14 protein-coding genes are annotated in these 18,261 nt (G+C 47.4%); 9 read left to right on the plus strand and 5 right to left on the minus strand.

All coding sequences use genetic code 11. The annotated features are described in order from the left end of the window. Positions 1-37 precede the first annotated feature (37 nt). A complete protein-coding gene (gene rpsG / locus GO620_RS10115; RefSeq protein WP_157526254.1) occupies positions 38-505 on the minus strand; it encodes a 30S ribosomal protein S7 in 468 nt (155 codons plus the stop codon). Between the two features lie 21 nt (positions 506-526). After that, positions 527-940: a 30S ribosomal protein S12 gene (gene rpsL, locus GO620_RS10120; protein ID WP_128769576.1), complete on the minus strand. Its 414-nt coding sequence runs from the start codon at positions 938-940 to the stop codon at positions 527-529. Positions 941-1,211: 271 nt separating this feature from the next. On the opposite strand from rpsL, the gene GO620_RS17330 reads away from it, so the two are divergent. The 5 genes from GO620_RS17330 to GO620_RS10140 all read left to right on the plus strand — a co-directional run bounded on the left by GO620_RS17330 (position 1,212) and on the right by GO620_RS10140 (position 7,159). Beyond that, entirely contained in the window at positions 1,212-1,340 is a 129-nt protein-coding gene (locus tag GO620_RS17330; RefSeq protein ID WP_262895007.1) for a hypothetical protein, read from the plus strand. A gap of 266 nt (positions 1,341-1,606) precedes the next feature. Then, complete coding sequence (locus GO620_RS10125; RefSeq protein ID WP_157526255.1) at positions 1,607-2,452, plus strand: sulfurtransferase; 846 nt, start codon at positions 1,607-1,609, stop codon at positions 2,450-2,452. Between the two features lie 31 nt (positions 2,453-2,483). Beyond that, the gene (locus GO620_RS10130) at positions 2,484-2,975 is read left to right on the plus strand and encodes a hypothetical protein (protein WP_157526256.1); all 492 of its coding nucleotides are present in this window, start codon (positions 2,484-2,486) and stop codon (positions 2,973-2,975) included. Between the two features lie 213 nt (positions 2,976-3,188). After that, complete coding sequence (locus GO620_RS10135) at positions 3,189-5,090, plus strand: gliding motility-associated C-terminal domain-containing protein (protein WP_198173593.1); 1,902 nt, start codon at positions 3,189-3,191, stop codon at positions 5,088-5,090. 89 nt (positions 5,091-5,179) lie between these two features. Continuing rightward, positions 5,180-7,159, plus strand: a complete 1,980-nt coding sequence (locus GO620_RS10140; protein ID WP_198173594.1) for a gliding motility-associated C-terminal domain-containing protein — start codon at positions 5,180-5,182, stop codon at positions 7,157-7,159. Between the two features lie 25 nt (positions 7,160-7,184). Here GO620_RS10140 and GO620_RS10145 read toward each other — a convergent pair whose 3' ends face one another. Next, the gene (locus GO620_RS10145) at positions 7,185-8,300 is read right to left on the minus strand and encodes an AAA family ATPase (protein ID WP_157526259.1); all 1,116 of its coding nucleotides are present in this window, start codon (positions 8,298-8,300) and stop codon (positions 7,185-7,187) included. Between the two features lie 502 nt (positions 8,301-8,802). Between GO620_RS10145 and ettA the strand changes: the two genes are divergently transcribed. From ettA to GO620_RS10160, 3 genes are all read left to right on the plus strand, one after another. Further along, positions 8,803-10,485 carry an energy-dependent translational throttle protein EttA gene (gene ettA, locus GO620_RS10150; RefSeq protein ID WP_157526260.1) on the plus strand — a complete coding sequence of 561 codons (1,683 nt, stop codon included), beginning with the start codon at positions 8,803-8,805 and terminating at the stop codon, positions 10,483-10,485. Between the two features lie 232 nt (positions 10,486-10,717). Then, the gene (locus GO620_RS10155; protein ID WP_157526261.1) at positions 10,718-11,191 is read left to right on the plus strand and encodes a ribonuclease H-like YkuK family protein; all 474 of its coding nucleotides are present in this window, start codon (positions 10,718-10,720) and stop codon (positions 11,189-11,191) included. Positions 11,192-11,237: 46 nt separating this feature from the next. Then, positions 11,238-11,711 carry an SRPBCC family protein gene (locus GO620_RS10160; protein WP_200229832.1) on the plus strand — a complete coding sequence of 158 codons (474 nt, stop codon included), beginning with the start codon at positions 11,238-11,240 and terminating at the stop codon, positions 11,709-11,711. On the opposite strand, the gene GO620_RS10165 is transcribed toward GO620_RS10160, so the two are convergent. Further along, positions 11,704-12,981, minus strand: coding sequence for an acyltransferase family protein (locus GO620_RS10165; RefSeq protein WP_157526262.1), 1,278 nt, complete (start codon positions 12,979-12,981; stop codon positions 11,704-11,706). The genes GO620_RS10160 and GO620_RS10165 overlap by 8 nt on opposite strands. A gap of 9 nt (positions 12,982-12,990) precedes the next feature. Then, positions 12,991-13,944: a TIGR01212 family radical SAM protein gene (locus GO620_RS10170; RefSeq protein ID WP_244139397.1), complete on the minus strand. Its 954-nt coding sequence runs from the start codon at positions 13,942-13,944 to the stop codon at positions 12,991-12,993. A 237-nt stretch (positions 13,945-14,181) separates the two neighbouring features. Between GO620_RS10170 and GO620_RS17230 the strand changes: the two genes are divergently transcribed. Then, positions 14,182-18,225, plus strand: a complete 4,044-nt coding sequence (locus GO620_RS17230) for a methylmalonyl-CoA mutase family protein (protein WP_244139398.1) — start codon at positions 14,182-14,184, stop codon at positions 18,223-18,225. Positions 18,226-18,261 lie beyond the last annotated feature (36 nt).

The raw sequence follows: 18,261 nt of genomic DNA on the forward strand, positions 1-18,261 counted from the left end.
TCGGTGCAATCTTATTTTAATCGGTGTAATCTTTTGTTTAGAAACGGAAATGCGAGAACGCTTTGTTGGCCTCGGCCATTTTGTGCGTATCTTCTTTCTTTTTAACAGCAGCACCTTCGCCTTTGCTTGCAGAGATGATCTCGCCGGCAAGTTTCTCCATCATGGTTTTCTCACCACGGCGGCGTGCATAGCTGATAAGCCATTTCATACCCAAAGCCACTTTACGCTCCGGACGAACTTCTGTAGGTACCTGGAAGTTAGCACCACCCACACGGCGGCTTTTAACTTCAACGGCAGGCATTACATTGTTCAAAGCTTTTTTCCAGGTATCTAACCCGTTTTCGCTGGTTTTTTTCTCTACAATGTCAACTGCGTTGTAGAATATGCTGTAAGCGGTAGATTTTTTACCGTCATACATCATGTTATTTACAAACCTGGTTACCAAAACATCATTGAATTTTGGATCAGGAAGAAGGATTCTCTTTTTTGGTTTCGACTTTCTCATTGTATACTATCCTCCTATTAATTATTTCTTTTTACCTTTTGCAGGTGCGGCAGCTGCCTGGCCTGGTTTAGGGCGTTTAGTACCATATTTACTACGGCGTTGGTTACGGCCGTTAACACCTGATGTATCTAATGCACCACGGATAATGTGGTAACGTACACCCGGTAAATCTTTAACCCTGCCACCGCGGATCAACACGATAGAGTGCTCCTGAAGGTTGTGGCCTTCACCAGGGATGTAGGCATTCACCTCTTTACCATTGGTTAAACGTACACGCGCAACCTTGCGCATTGCTGAGTTTGGTTTCTTAGGGGTAGTGGTGTATACACGGGTACACACGCCTCTTCGCTGTGGACAGCTGTCCAACGCTGGTGACTTACTCTTGTCTTCCAGAGCTACTCTACCTTTTCTAACTAATTGCTGAATAGTAGGCATTCTTTGCTTTTTCTTTTTACAGTTTTATCCTTATTTTAAGGACTGCAAAAGTACGAAGTTCTATTTTGATTTTCAAGGGGTTTGGTAAAGTTTTTTGCAGATGTGTTTAAGCAGCAGTTGCAAGTGGCTTTGGCAGGATTATCAATAGGTTAAGTAATTATAAAAATTACTGTGTGAACTTGCGCGTCATTGCGAAGAACGTAATGATGAAGCAATCCCAAATATGTGGCTTCAAAAAAGAATAGTTGTTTATTGAATTAGCTACTAATTGATGAAAAGCTTTCTTTGGGCGTTCCCCTCGTTGGCTCGGGTCAGGCTATCCGCTGTATCTGCTGCGCAGGATGCCGCTCCTATCCTTAACGCAAATATTATCGACAATGGTAGCACTGTATTGACATAACCGAAAAATGCGGCATCAGTCTGTGCGGGAACCACAATTATTGAAAACAGCAGTAACGTTGTAGCACAGGGTGCAGCCGCGAGTTTTTTGGTTACTTTTTTGACGGCCAAAAAGTAACAAGCCTTAGCGGCGACTTAGCGCTTAAGGAGCATGTCCTTTCAGATGCTTCACCCTTTTCAGCACAACAAAACAGCTGGAAGTTATAAACTAATATTCTGTTCATTCTAAAATCCTGTAAATTCGGGTTCAGACAATTACATTTGATCATGCAGCCACTTATAGATTTACCCAAGTTACTAGCATTAGACAAAACGACAACCGTGATCGTCGACGTGCGCGGGGGCGCTGACGCGCACGAACGCTATCAGCAAAGCCATCTGGATGGCGCCGTATTTGCCAGCCTCGATGATGATCTTGCCTTGCATCCTGAAGACGCCGCCTTCGGCGGGCGCCATCCCCTGCCGTCGACTAAAGATTTTGCCGACTTGTTAACCAGGCTTGGCATCACTCCGGACACACATGTGGTGATCTATGACGATAAAGCTAATGCCATGGGCGCGGCCCGTTTGTGGTGGATGCTAAAAGCCATTGGCCATCAGAAAGTGCAGGTGTTAAACGGTGGCTTGAAAGCAGCTATAGATAAGGGAATTATTCTAAGCTTCGAGGAAGTTACCCCGAACGTTGTAGAGTCTTACCCTGTGCCCGCAGGGTTTGCCGGCACAGCATCTATAGAAGAGGTTAAACTGGCAGCAAATGACGATAGTCATCTTGTAATAGACGTAAGGGAGAATGCGCGTTACCTGGGGCAAACGGAGCCAATAGACCTGGTTGCAGGCCACATACCCGGTGCAATTAATATACCCTATGCAGGTAATATGGATAGTGACAGCAAATACCTGGTGGACGAGTTATTACATGATAAATATGCCCAACAGCTTGGCGACATCAGCCCGAAGAATGTGATCGTGCATTGCGGATCCGGCGTTACCGCCTGCCATACCTTGCTGGCCTTAGAACAAGCCGGACTAACCGGCGCAAAACTTTACGTAGGCTCATGGAGCGAATGGTCGCGCAGGCCCGAGCTGCCTATCGGCAAAGAAAGCCGGTATTAAAACCATTCTGTAATTGGTCTGTCTTACCTCTATGAAAAGATTGCTTCTGCTGTTTACAACCGCCGCCGTAATAACTGCTTGTTCTGCACCTGCCGATAAGACGTCAAAGACAGATACTGTTGTTGCCGGCGATACACTAGCCAAAAGCAGCGACACCAAAACCACTAATAACACGCCTACCGTTTCTTCACTTTGTTATTTGCATACCCAGGGTAAGGACAGCACAAGCGTAGAGTTAGTGATAAAGGGCAATAAAGTAAGCGGTGTAATGAACTGGCTGCCATATGAGAAAGACAGTCGCAAAGGCAAATTAGATGGTACGGTAAAAGACAGCGTCATTAATGCTGTATGGACTTTTATGCAGGAAGGTATGACCGATACCATGAATGTGGCCTTTCGTGTAAGCAACAATACACTTGCGCAGAAACCATTAAAACTGAATACAAAAACCGGGCGGCAGCAAACAGATAACTCAGCCGACTACTCTGTTATTTATAAGACTGCAGAGAAGCTACACAAGTAATCAGTAGCACTTATACGTGTGCAAATGAGCCGGTTAAATTTCGGCGGTGCAATATTTTTGCGGATATTTGCACCTACCCTAATGTGCGCCGGATTACCCTCAGTTAACTTTAAAGCGAGCTTTCATTGGCTATCGGGATTACTGTTTTTGCTCCAGTCAATTGTTCCGGCATTGTCACAAGCACAAACTTGTACACCCACACTCGGGGCCACAGTGGTCGACATTACGTTTGGCGCCGGGGCTGCTCAGATCAGCGACCCATTTCCACCCGGAATTACCACGCTTAACTACGCTTACGAGGGCTGTCCTAATGACGGCGACTACACCATTACCAACAAGATGGATTTTTGCTATACCAACGACTGGCATAAGTTGGTAAAGGACCATACCGGCGACCCGGGCGGCAGGTTCATGGTTATCAATGCCGATTATCAGCCAAGCACATTCTTTCGGCAGCAGATAGACGGCCTCTGCGGCGGAACTACCTATGAATTTGCCTCGTGGGTAATGAACCTGGTGACATTGACAGAGCGAAACCCCGATATTACCTTCAGCCTCGAAAAACCGGATGGTACGGTACTGCAGAGTTTCAACACCGGCGAGATCATGCCAACGGCGACGCCAACCTGGAAACAGTATCCGTTTTATTTTACCATGCCGCAAGGCATTACGTCTGTAGTGATCAGGATGAGCAACAATGGCCTGGGCGGGCAGGGTAATGACCTTGCGCTTGATGATATTACCTTCCGCCCTGCCGGGCCGGGTATCGATGTAAGTTTTAAAGATCAGCCCGGCAAAGAAATAACCGTTTGCCAGCCGGCCAGCGATAAGGTGACTTTAGTAGCAAAAACAGACAATTGTATCTTAACCAATAACATTTCGTTCCAGTGGCAGCAAAGCATTGATGGCGGCACTACGTGGGTAAACGTGAGCGGCGCCACCCAAAGCACCAGGGCCTTGTCACTGCTTGGCGTAGGCACTTATCTGTACCGCACATTGGTGGCCGGCGATAACAATACAGAGATCGTATCATGCCGTGTCATATCTGATGTGTTAACGGTGCATGTAGTGCCGGCAACTGTTTCGTCTGTGTCAATTGTTTCATCAACAACAACTACTTGCCAGAACACACCGGTAACATTCACTGCAACGCCGGTCAATCCGGGCCCGGCCCCTGTTTACCAATGGCAGATCAACGGCGTAAACGCGGGTACCAATAGCGCCACGTTTAGTCCGGGCAACCTGGCAGACAATGATAAGGTAACTTGTATCCTTACGGGTGAAAATACCTGCAGTCCGCCTGCCACATCTAATAGCATCACAATTGGTGTTATAAGTCCCATCAAAAAAGTAACTGTTTCGTCTACTGCAAATACCATCTGTAAAAATGAGCCTGTAACCTACGTGGCGGCTGTTGACGCTACGACCACTAACCTTACGTATTCATGGCAGATCAATGGCGTTAGCACCGGTAACACCACACCAACATTTACCAGCACTTCTCTGGCAAATAACAATGTCGTGAGTTGCACAGTTACTGCAACCATTGCGGCGTGCAGTGCACCAATAGGTATTACGGCCACCGCGCCTGCTATAACCGTGCAAGACCCCGCAGTGATCACACTGCCTGTAACTACTTACACTATAGACGAGGGAAGTTCTGTAAAGATAGATGCCGCTGTAAATGTGCCCGGAGCTACTTACAGCTGGACGCCCGCGACAGGCTTAAACCGTGCCGAGGTATTAAACCCTATAGCCCTTCCGCTAAAAACAACCAGTTACACCTTAACCGTTACAACACCCGGCGGCTGTACCACCATCAGCCAACCGGTTACTGTGCAGGTTATCAAGAATTTCATCGTCAGCCCAAACACCTTTACCCCCAATGCCGATGGTGTAAATGACACCTGGAATGTGGCCGGCCTGGCAGATTATCCAAACTGTACCGTAGATATTTACGGCCGCAACGGAAGGCAGGTTTTTCATTCCATTGGTTACAGCAAACCCTGGGACGGATTGGCTGATGGACAGCTACTGCCTGTTGGCACCTACTATTATGTTATCGATCTTAAGAATGGCGTTAAGCCTTACGCGGGTTATGTAAGCCTGCTTTAAAAGATTTGCTTACTTTTAAACGCCTTGCCCGGGTTGATCATGTAATGCTGCAGTTAATGTTGTCCAAACCGTTATCAAAAACAAATCTCATGTCATTAAGCAAATTGCTCATCTGCATGCTGATGCTATTGGGATTTAGTGTTGATGTCAACGCGCAATGCTCGGGCACGTTGGGCGATCCTGTAATAAATATTACGTTTGGCGCCGGTGCAGGCAGAGGGCCGGCTTTACCCGCTGGTACTACTAACCTGACCTACGTAACCGGTTGCCCCGAAGACGGGCAGTACACCATTACCAGCCGCATGAATACCTGCTTTACAGACAACTGGCACCTGGTGTATTATGATCATACCGGCGATACCGATGGGCGATTTATGGTGGCGAACGCATCTATTGCGCCAAGCGACTTTTATACGCAAACAGTTAACGGACTTTGCAGCGGTACTACATACCAGTTTGGTGCATGGATCATGAATATGGTAGGTCGATATGGAATTCCTCCGCGTATCACGTTTCGTATCGAAAAAACAGATGGTACCCTACTTAAAAGTCTTGACACTCAGGACATTCCCATGTCGTCTACACCAACCTGGCTACCATTTTCATTTTACTTTACCATGCCGGCCGGTGTAAGTTCGGTTGTATTGCGTATGCGTAACAATGCACCCGGGGGTGTAGGAAATGACCTGGCTTTAGATGATATTACCTTTAGGCCCAGCGGGCCGGCCATAAGTGTGGGCATCCAAAATGTAACGGGCAATACAGCTACTGTGTGCGAGTCGGCAAGCAGCGGCCTCAAATTAGTTGCCACTGCCGATGCCTGTTACTTGAAAACTGCCTATCAATGGCAGCAGAGCACAGACAATGGCACTACGTGGACAGACATCGCCACTGCAACAACGGCAACCTACACTACGTCTGCATTAATTGCCGGCACTTACCTTTACCGGGTACTGGTGGCAGATGACGGCAATACAGGCTTTGCATCATGCAGGGTGGTATCAGACGCGCTAACGGTAAAAGTAAACGCTCCGGCGGCGTCTGCAGTAAATATTACTGCGTCTGCGAATAACACATGTCCCGGCGTACCGGTTACATTTACAGCAACTACGGTGAACGGCGGTACGTCACCCGCTTACCAATGGCAGGTTAACGGTGTAAACGCCGGAGCTAACAATAGCACGTTCACTACTGCTGCATTAAAGGATAACGATGTAATAACCTGCGTGCTAATCACTAACCTGCCATGCAGCGTGCCAGTAACATCAAACGCATTGGTTGTAAATTTGCTCAACCCGCTGACAGCCACTGTAAGTGCGTCGTCGACAACAATTTGCGCCGGCGGAACTATAACTTTTACAGCGGCGGCCGGCGGTACTGCTACAGGCCTGAGTTACGAATGGTTTATAAACGGAAAAACTACAGGTGAGACAGGCACTACATTTATTGCCGCAGGCCTTGCCGATAAGGATGCAGTTACATGCGCTATCACCAGCACAACAAACATTTGCAACGTACCGGTTACGGTGGTAGCAAACGCCGTATCGGTAACGGTTGAAAGCCCTCCGATTGTACGGTTTCCAAACACGCTTTATACGGTAATAGCAGGCGATGGCGTTACCATCAGCCCGGTAAATGTGATCAGAGGGGCTACCTACCAGTGGTCGCCGGCGGCAGGGTTAAGCCGCACGGACATTGCCAACCCGGTTGCCGCGCCCGGTACAACTACCGAATACACCCTTACCGTTATTTCGGCGTTGGGGTGTTATACCACTTCAGGACCGGTAACCGTAAAAGTGATCAGCGCCTTTGTACCTCCGCCAAACACCTTTACCCCTAACGGCGACGGCTATAACGATCTTTGGAACATACCCATACTGGTTGGCTTTAATAAATGCACGGTTGATGTGTATAGCCGCAATGGCCGCCAGGTTTTCCACTCCATCGGTTACAGTAAACCCTGGGACGGCACCTATGAGGGGCAAAAGTTACCGGCAGGCACTTATTACTATGTGATCGATCTAAAAAACGGTTCTAAGCCTTATTCCGGTTACGTGAGTTTGCTGTAAAAGTCAGGGTAATAAAACTCTTTGTTTAGTCTTCGGCCATCTTGCTCAACGCCCGCCACACGGTAGTATGCGATAGCCCCATCTGCATGGCAATTTTGCGGCATGATAAGCCTTCTTTGTTCAGGTCTGCTATATGCCGCTTATCGGTTACAGATACATATTTTTCCTTGTCAAGGTGTTCCTGTTCTGCATCGTAGCCGGCATGGTCCATAAAAATATTACCATCGCCGGACCGTATTATGCGCAGGAGACACACCCTGTCTTCGCCATAGAGTTCTGTTGCATTGCGTTGTTTAATTTGCTTAAGGTACCGCATATCGGGCTCCTTTCTGCTCCGGCCCATCGCGAAAACACTGTCACAAAAGTTTACCAGCATTTTGCTGCCCTGCATATCGTTGTTGGTAATGGGTTTGGCCGTATTTCGTTTTGGTGTATGCGCCAGTGCCAGTATCGATAGGTTGTATTTACTCTTCAGTTTCTTTAAAAACTTCATCATCACCATCGCATCGCGCGCCTTCTCTGCCTCGTTGGCAAGGTAGGTAAGGTTATCGATGATGAGCACACTCGCCTTTGTTTTCTTTACCCCTTCTTCAATGCAGGCATGCACACGGTCAAGGTAATTACGCACATCACCGGCGGCGGCATTTAGTTCTGCCCTGTAAAAATTGGGGCTGAACTTAAATCTCTCGCGCTCCAGCGTGTACCTGGCCTCGAACTGGTTGCCGCTTTGCTCAAAGTCGAAGTAGATAACCGGGCACGCGGGTATCTGCATTTGAAAACCTCTGACATCGCCGCCCGCAGCGATAGTATTTCCCAGCTGCACAGCCAGGATAGACTTGCCCACGTTGGTATCGGCAAATAATACGCAAAGCTCGTTCTCAAACCAAAAATTATCAAATACCATTTTGGGCTTCTGTATGTTTCGCGTGTCGCTATGCCAGTCGTTAGCCGGGCGGATCACCATCAGGTCGTCCGCACAATCATATTGTTCGTCAAGCCAACCCGCCTTATGCCTCGTTGTCGGGTTCGCCGCATCGCGAATCATAGACCGTATCATCTCAATTTGCGGCGGCCTTTCAATATACAGGTGGTCGTCAGCACGGCCGTTATTGGTAGTAATGTTCAAAAATCTGTTGCTCATAAAAGTTTGCTATGGCACAAACTTAGTCAGCCTGCAAATTCCTTTTCGTGGCACTGTTTTGTCAGTAGTAGACAGATCTCTTGATAACTCCCCAATCCTCCTTTAAAAAACAAACGTAGAATCGGTAAAAAAGATGTTTCAAAATTTGCATAAGCCCCTCTCCCTTGGAGAGGGGTTGGGGTGAGGTCCCATTGGGTATGCCGATTATACCGGAGTGAAAAATCGCTTTAGGGACTTGCTAACACTTCAACACCGCTGTAACATGATGTGACAGTGTGTGACACTTTTTGAGTAAAAAAAGGCAAAGTTGAAACACTGACGTGATCGTGAATCGCTGATTTACAATTACTTACAGCGGTGACATGATCTTGTCAGATACCAATAAGTCAGGATTGTTATAAAAACTGTCACATGTTACACCCGTCCGTCAGCTGACGGATCAGCGGATTTGCCTTGTAAGCCATCTTTATAAAACTGATATTTGGCTTCTACACATATTACCATGTCAGACGAAAAGATCATATTCTCTATGGCCGGCGTAAACAAGATTTACCCGCCGCAAAAGCAAGTCTTAAAAAACATATACCTCTCGTTCTTCTACGGCGCCAAGATCGGCGTTATTGGTTTAAACGGATCGGGTAAGTCATCGGTGCTAAAGATCATTGCCGGCCTGGACAAATCATACCAGGGTGAGGTTGTCTTTTCTCCGGGGTATACCGTTGGCTACCTGGCACAGGAGCCGCAGCTCGACCCGGAAAAAACGGTTCGCGAGGTGGTGGAAGAAGGTGTGGCCGAAATCACCGCCATTTTGAAAGAATACGAAGAGATCAACGAAAAATTTGGCCTGCCCGAGTATTATGAGGATGCCGATGCCATGGATAAGCTGATGCAGCGCCAGGGCGAATTGCAGGATAAGATAGATGCGGTTAATGCCTGGGAACTGGATACTAAACTGGAGCGGGCGATGGATGCTTTGCGCTGCCCGGAACCGGAAACCAAGATCGCAGTACTATCGGGCGGTGAGCGGCGCCGTGTGGCCTTATGCCGTTTGCTCCTGCAAGAGCCCGACGTGTTATTGCTGGATGAGCCAACCAACCACCTGGATGCAGAGTCGATAGATTGGCTTGAGCAGCACCTTAAACAATACAAGGGCACGGTGATAGCCGTAACCCACGACCGCTACTTCCTGGATAATGTGGCCGGCTGGATACTGGAACTCGACCGTGGCGAAGGTATACCATGGAAGGGAAACTACTCGTCATGGCTTGACCAGAAAGCCAAGCGCCTGGCACAGGAAGAAAAGACGGAAAGCAAACGCCAGAAAACTTTGGAGCGCGAGCTGGAATGGGTACGCATGGCACCAAAGGCCCGCCACGCCAAATCAAAGGCGCGATTGTCTAACTATGATAAACTTGCTTCAGAAGAAACTAAGGACCGCGAAGACAAACTGGAGTTATTTATTCCGCCGGGCCCGCGTTTGGGCAATGTGGTCATAGAGGCCAATAACGTTACCAAAGCCTACGGCGACAGGGTATTATTCGAAAACCTGACATTCTCATTGCCGCCTGCGGGTATTGTAGGTATTATAGGCCCTAACGGCGCGGGTAAAACTACGCTGTTCCGCCTCATTACCCAGCAAGCCGAGCCCGATGCAGGCACCTTCCGCGTAGGCGACACGGTAGCCCTGGGTTATGTAGACCAAAACCACGACGACCTTGACCCCGAAAAATCAGTCTGGGAAAACGTTACCGACGGATTGGATAATATTGCCCTGGGTAACCGTACCATCAACTCAAGGGCGTATGTTTCTAAGTTCAACTTCAACGGTGCTGACCAGCAAAAGAAAGTGGGGGTATTATCGGGCGGTGAGCGCAACCGCGTGCACCTGGCCATTACGCTAAAAAAGAGCAGCAACGTACTGTTGCTGGATGAGCCAACAAACGATATCGACGTAAACACCTTGCGCGCCCTGGAAGAAGCATTGGAGAACTTTGCAGGTTGCGCTGTAGTCATCAGCCACGACCGCTGGTTCCTCGACCGTATCTGTACGCACATTCTGGCCTTTGAGGGAGATTCACAGGTTTACTTTTTTGAAGGTAATTACTCAGACTATGAAGAGAACCGCAAAAAGCGTTTGGGTGATATAGCGCCAAAACGGATCAAGTATAAAAAGCTGGTGGGGTAGGGTTAGAGAAAAGAGGCAAGAAGCAAAAGGCGATCTTAAAGCCCTCCCTTCCGGGGAGGGTTGGGTGGGGCCTAAATATTCAAAGCCGCTCATTGAGCGGCTTTTCTTTTAACCTGTTAACAACCACCAATTTGTTAACAAATAAATAACCACAAACCGCTGTTTTTCGGGAAAGTAATAGCTTACTTTTAATGAACCTAATACCGGGTTCGGCAAAAGTTAATTACACGATATGACCTGGAGAAAATTTAGCGGCGAAGTGCTGCAAACCCCCATCATTGAAGAAGTAGAAAAAACCATCGAGCGCGAAACGCTTGCCGGCAACAAACTAAAAGTTTGCATTGGTACAGACTCGCAGGTTAAAGGCTCGGTAACCGATTTTGCTACCGTGATCGTATTCCTGCGCGAGCAGCGCGGCGGTTTTATGTACATCCACCAGGAGCGTACTTCCATTAAAATGAGCATCAAAGAACGCATGCTCACAGAGGTGCAAAAGTCTATCGACATTGCCTACAAACTTTGCGACTTGCTTGACCTTTACGAAGTTGACCTGGAAGTGCATGCCGATATTAATACCAACCCGATGTTCAAGTCTAATCAGGCGCTGCACGAGGCAATGGGTTACATCCTAAGCATGGGCTTTGTATTTAAGGCTAAACCCGAAGCATTTGCCAGTTCATACTGCGCAAACAAGATGGTGCAATAGCGTGAGGCCTAAAAAAACCTTAACGGGTAACACTTGTTAGCCGTACGTGAAAACGTATCAGTTAAAATGGGAACAGGATATGCCCATCACTTTGGATGAAGCATGGCAATTCTTTTCCTCGCCGCTCAATCTAGCCAAGATAACGCCTAAAGAAATGGGCTTTAAGATAACGTCTGATTATACCGAAGACACTGTGATGTACGAGGGTATGCTCATTAGCTATAAGATCACCCCGTTACTGGGTATCAAGATGAACTGGGTTACAGAGATTACCCATATAAAAGACCGCAAGTATTTTATAGACGAGCAGCGCTTTGGGCCATACGCTATGTGGCACCACGAACACTTTTTTAAAGAAATAGAAGGTGGTGTGCACATGACAGATAAACTAACTTATGCCATTGCCCCGGCACCCATCGGTGGTTTGGCTAATGCACTGATAGTCCGTAAGAAAGTAAAGCAAATATTCCAATACCGCGAAAAAGCGATCATAGAAAGGTTTGGCAATCTCGTTATGTAGAAAGCCCGTCTCCTTTGGGGAGGGGTTGGGGTGGGGTCTGACGTATCAAATGATTTAACGGTTCCTCTGCCAATTTGAACAACAGAGTGGAAATGCCGTTCAGCGCGATGAACAACCAAAGCACATTGAGCGTGTCATTCTCAAACGGCGAATGCCAATCGAGGTTTAGCTTGTCATATAGCTGAAAAACTTGGTCATTCAGTTTATCCGTACCCCATTGCAGAAAACGGGCAACAACGCCCAGATGTATAAGGTAAAAGATGTAGGAGCTCTTGCCCAGCAATTCTACAAAACGATTTGCCAATAGACGTTTCAGCCAAGTATTCTCAGTTAACAATCCATAGAAAAACAATGCTATCGCAATAGCCAAAAAATAATTGTTGGTAATAATACCCCGTGGATTGTGCAAACCTGCAGTCCAGCCTCTTGGGATGGTGAGTAATGACATGATCAGCGGCGCTGTAAAAACAAGCAGCAATCCGGAATAAGTGAATTTCGGTGTCTCAGAACTCGTAATACGTTTCTTAAGAAAAATCGTAGCCAGTTTCACCCCTACAAAAAACTCGAAGCACCGGCCTAAAAACGTATAGACCATCATAAATGTATCGTTACCGAAAAAGCCATACCAACCGGTGTGGCCAAACATTAACACTAACAGAAAACCCAAACCTGTCAACAATAGCACCTGTACCCAAAACAGTTTATACCTTTTGGCGAGATAGAAAATAAACGGCGCGGAAATGTAAAAGCACTCTTCAACCGTAAGCGACCAGCCCTGGGCAATGCCGGTAAACTTCAGGTCGTTGAAAAAGCCACGTAAAAAAGTGAGGTTGAGCGCCAGCAGTCCCAAAGGATTGGAAAAATCACCGACAATGGTTTTGTCTCCCGAATAGTAATAATAAATAAAAGTGCCGATGGTAAGTAAGAAATACATCGGGTAAATTCGGGCCACACGGTTGCGGATATACTTACCCAACCAATGCCAGCTATGCTCAAAATTGTTGTAATATCTGTAGGCGATCAAAAATCCGGACAGCACAAAAAATATGGTCACCCCGAAATGGAACTCCTGCAGGTAGCGCTTTACGCCCTGAGGAAGGCTCCCGTCAAAAGCGTATTCATAATGCGAGATAAATACCAGGTAAGCTGCGAGAGCCCTTACACCGGTTAAAACGGGAAAGTAGTTGGGTAAATTCCGCCCTTCATTTAGGGCATGGCTTGAGATAGGTCGATCAGGATGCCGGGATTGCTTCGTTCCTCGCAATGACATGGTGGTAATTTACATTAGTGCAGATCCCTGTACCACACCCTTGCTTAAAATACGCTGATCTATAAAATGTTGTATCTCAGACTTTCTTAACTGCCAGTTAGGCGCGATCAACAATTCCCTGTCAGACAAGCCGAACAGGCGCTGGATCACCACATCGGGCCTCACCAGCGGCAATAACTCGCATAAAAAGTCGGCGTATTCTTCCAGGCTAAAAAGCTTAAACGGCTCGCGTTTATACTTCACACCCATTACCGATCCTTCAACAATGTGCAGGTGATGAAACTTTACAAACTTGATGTGATCAAAGCGGTTGATCTCATCCGCGTAGCGCAGCATCATTTCCTTAGTTTCCCATGGGAAGCCAAAAATGGTATGCACACATATGTCCAGTTTACTATTGCGGGTAAGTTCTAACGCTTTCACCAGGTCGCCGTGCAAACAGCCGCGGTTTATCTGTAACAGGGTATCGTCATAAATAGATTCCATGCCCATCTCCAGGTCAACATCAAACCTGTCGGTATAACTTTCCAGCAAGGCTATCTTCTCAGCATCGATACAATCGGGCCGTGTACCGACAGAAAGACCAACAATGTTTTCGGGCTCTATACTCAATGCTTCATCATACATCATTTTCAAATAATGCACGGGTGCGTAAGTATTAGTGTTGGGTTGAAAATAGATGATGAATTTATCGGCTTTATTGCCTTTACGGGCACGTTCCATTCCCTGGATAACTTGTTCGCGCAGGGTTGGTGCCTGACGCGATACAGATGGTGTAAACGAGTCGACATTACAATACGTGCAGCCGCCGTAACCCTTTGAGCCATCGCGGTTTGGGCAGGTGAAGCCTCCATCAACAATAACCTTAAATACCCGCTGGCCATTGTATTTTTCCTTTAGCCAGGGGCCATAATTATTGTAGCCCTTCTCCCACTGCGCCGCTGCCGATTGTGTTAACATCATAACAGGTGCAAAGATACTGATTTTGGATTTCACTGATTGTCACGGATTTCACTGATTAGAAGGGATTACGCCGATAGGAAAGAATCACGCCAATGTTATTACAGATCAGCAATCTATTTACTGATTCACCACTCACTACTCAACAACTCACCATTCTTTAATTCACTAATTATTATGCGTGCATAGCATTAGCCCGAAAAACTGTAATTTTGATTTCTTACCAATTAGTCCTGCCTGATGGAGAACGTTCCTGCTTATAGTCCTGTACACAAAGTCCGTTTTGTAACCGCTGCCTCACTTTTTGACGGTCACGATGCTACCATAAACATCATGCGCCGCATACTGCAGTCTACCGGGGCCGAGGTGATCCATCTGGGGCATAACCGATCTGTGGACGAGGTGGTGAATTGCGCTATCCAGGAAGATGTACAAGGCATCGCGTTGACGTCTTACCAGGGCGGGCACATCGAATACTTTAAGTACATGTATGATTTGCTGCAGCAACGCGGCGCGGGGCATATCAAAATATTTGGCGGCGGCGGCGGCGTGTTTCTGCCACAAGAGATAGATGAGTTACAGGAATACGGTATCGCGAAGATCTACTCTCCCGACGATGGCCGCCGTATGGGTTTGCAAGGTATGATCAATCACATGATGCAGATCTGCGATTTTGAAACTAAAACTGTGCTGAATGGCGAGTTAAAGCACCTACCGAAAAAAGATCCAAAGGCTATTGCGCAGTTAATTACACTGGCAGAGAACCACCCGGAACAATTCATCTCTCCCCCCGCCCTCTCCAAAGGAGAGGGAGCTATCCCTGTACTTGGCATTACCGGCACAGGCGGCGCGGGTAAATCATCATTGGTGGATGAATTTGTACGCCGCTTTTTGGCCGAAACAGATAAAACACTGGCCATTATCTCGGTCGACCCGTCTAAACGCAAAACAGGCGGCGCGCTTTTAGGCGACCGTATCCGCATGAACGCTATAAACAATCCCCGCATTTATATGCGTTCGCTGGCGACAAGGCAGGCAAATCTGGCTTTATCGGGATATGTGCAGGAATCGATAGATATTTGCAAAGCCGCGGGTTATGATCTCATTATAGTCGAGACATCCGGCATTGGACAAAGCGATACCATGATCACCGATTATTGCGATGTATCGCTATACGTGATGACGCCGGAATTCGGGGCAGCAACCCAGCTTGAAAAAATAGACATGCTGGATTTCGCGGATGTAGTGGCGATCAACAAATTTGACAAACGCGGCGCATTGGATGCTATCCGTGATGTTCGCCGTCAGTATAAACGCAACCATCAGCTTTTCGACGCTAGTGACGACGCCATGCCGGTTTTCGGCACTATGGCTTCGCAGTTTAACGACCCGGGGATGAACAGCTTATATACCGTTTTGATGGATACCATCAAAACAAAAACCGGTGTCGACTTTAAACCGAACATTCCGCAGGAAAACATACAGCAGGAAAAGACTTACATCATTACGCCGGATAGGATCCGCTATTTGGCAGAGATTGCCGAGAGCAGTGTTGCTTATGACGCCTGGGTAAATGAGCAGTGTAAAATTGCGCAGCAAATGTTCCAGGTTAAGGGTGCAATAGGCCTTGTTGAAGGACACACCCCTGTTCCCTCTCAAGAGGGGATTAAAAGTGGGCTTGAAGAAATTTATCAGCACCTGGAAGATCATTTGCATGCCGATTGCAAACGCTTATTAAAGGAATGGCCCGAAACCGTTGCCAAATACCAGGCTGAAGATTTTGTATATAAAGTGCGCGACAAGGAAATACGTCAGCCGCTTACTACTACTTCACTGTCCCAATTACGTATACCAAAAATTGCCTTACCGAAATACGAAGCCTGGGGCGATATTTTGCGTTGGTTACTGACAGAAAATTTGCCGGGCGAGTTCCCGTACGCGGCGGGCGTATTCCCGCTAAAGCGGGAAGGCGAAGACCCTACGCGAATGTTTGCAGGTGAAGGCGGACCCGAACGTACAAATAAACGTTTTCACTACGTATCGATGGGGCAGCCGGCGCACAGGTTGTCTACAGCTTTCGACTCGGTGACGCTTTATGGCGAAGACCCGCACATTCGCCCCGACATTTACGGCAAGATCGGCAACTCGGGTGTGAGCATAGCTACGCTGGACGACGCCAAAAAACTGTATTCGGGTTTCGATCTGTGCAGCCCGTCTACTTCTGTGTCCATGACGATTAACGGTCCTGCGCCCATGCTGCTTGGCTTTTTTATGAACGCCGCCATTGACCAGCAATGCGAAAAATACATCATTGAACACAAGCTTGAGCATGTGGTTGAAGCGAAATTTAAAGAGGTTTATGACGATAAGGGATTGCAAAGGCCGGGGTATGAAGCCTCACCCCAATCCTCTCCAGAGCATACAGAGGTTGACGGTTTGCCTCAATCTGTTGCCTCATCCCAGACCTCTCCAGAGAATGCAGAGGTTGACGGTATGCCTCAATCTGTTGCCTCACCCCAACCCTCTCCAAAGGAGAGGGAGTTCGAAAACGAAAATAATTTTGGTTATAAAACCGCTGATTTAAAGATTTGGGAGGCACTAAAGGCAAATTCAAAAGCTAACAGGCAGTCACAAACGGAAACGGAGAATATCTTGTGGCAACTGTTACGAGATAGCAAAACAGGTTTTAAAATTCGTCGGCAGCATGCGATTGATGGCTACATCGCTGACTTTGTCTGCTTAGGAAAAGGATTGGTAATTGAGGTAGATGGTGGTTATCACCTCGAAACTGGAGAACAAGATGCAATTCGTACAGCCATTCTAAACTATGAAGGCTTTGATGTTATTCGCTTTACAGATCTGGAAGTCTTAAATGACCCTGATGGCGTAGTATCAAAAATAAAAAGGCGACTTGGATCACAACCCGACAGAATCACCAACAATGAAGAGAAAGCCCTCTCCTTTGGAGAGGGTTGGGGTGAGGCCAAAAATGGAGAACATTTGGGTGAGGCAAATTTAAATCAGCACATAAAAGCCCTCTCCTTTGGAGAGGGTTTGGGTGAGGCTGTCACTCTCCCCCCCGGCAACAACGGACTTGGTCTGATGTTGCTGGGCTTAACCGGCGACCAGGTTTTACCTGCAGATGTGTACGCTAAAATTAAAGCCTACGCTATATCAAATGTTCGCGGTACGGTACAGGCCGATATTTTAAAAGAAGACCAGGCGCAAAACACTTGTATCTTCTCGACAGAGTTCGCACTCCGTCTGATGGGTGATATCCAGCAATATTTTATCGATGAAAAGGTGCGTAACTTCTACTCGGTTTCTATATCAGGATATCACATTGCAGAGGCAGGTGCCAACCCGGTTACACAACTGGCATTTACATTATCTAACGGCTTTACCTATGTTGAGTACTATTTAAGCCGTGGGATGCATATAGATGACTTTGCGCCTAACCTGTCATTCTTCTTCAGCAACGGCATCGACCCTGAATATTCTGTTATTGGCCGTGTAGCGCGCCGCATTTGGGCAAAAGCCATTAAGAATAAGTACAAGGGTAATGAGCGTTCGCAAAAACTGAAATATCATATCCAGACTAGTGGCCGGTCGCTGCACGCGCAGGAGATTGACTTTAATGACATCCGTACTACGTTGCAGGCACTTTACGCAATCTATGACAATTGTAACTCGCTGCATACCAACGCGTACGACGAGGCCATTACTACTCCGACAGAAGAGTCGGTACGGCGGGCCATGGCTATACAGTTGATCATCAATCGAGAATTGGGCCTTGCTAAAAACGAGAACCCGTTGCAAGGTGCGTTCATTATAGAAGAGTTGACCGACCTGGTTGAAGAAGCCGTACTGACAGAATTTAAGCGCATTAATGATCGTGGCGGTGTTTTAGGCGCGATGGAAACCATGTACCAGCGCAGCAAAATTCAGGAAGAGTCGCTGTACTACGAGACCCTGAAGCACACCGGCGAATACCCAATTATCGGTGTAAATACATTCCTGAATAAAAAAGGCTCACCCACATTGGTGCCGTCCGAAGTCATCCGCGCGATGGAAGAAGAAAAGCAGGCGCAGATCTCCAATCTTGAGGCGTTTCAACAACGGAACGCGGAACAATCCGAAACATTGCTAAAACAACTACAGCAAGCCGCAACAGCCGGCGAAAACACTTTCGATAAGTTAATGGAAGTTTGCAAGTATTGTTCCCTTGGCCAGATCTCGCACGCTTTATACGAGGTCGGCGGGCAGTACAGAAGGAATATGTAAACGGTCAACGGTCAACGGTCAACGGTATACGTCATC

It is taken from the genome of Mucilaginibacter ginkgonis (assembly GCF_009754905.2).
GTDB lineage: Bacteria > Bacteroidota > Bacteroidia > Sphingobacteriales > Sphingobacteriaceae > Mucilaginibacter > Mucilaginibacter ginkgonis.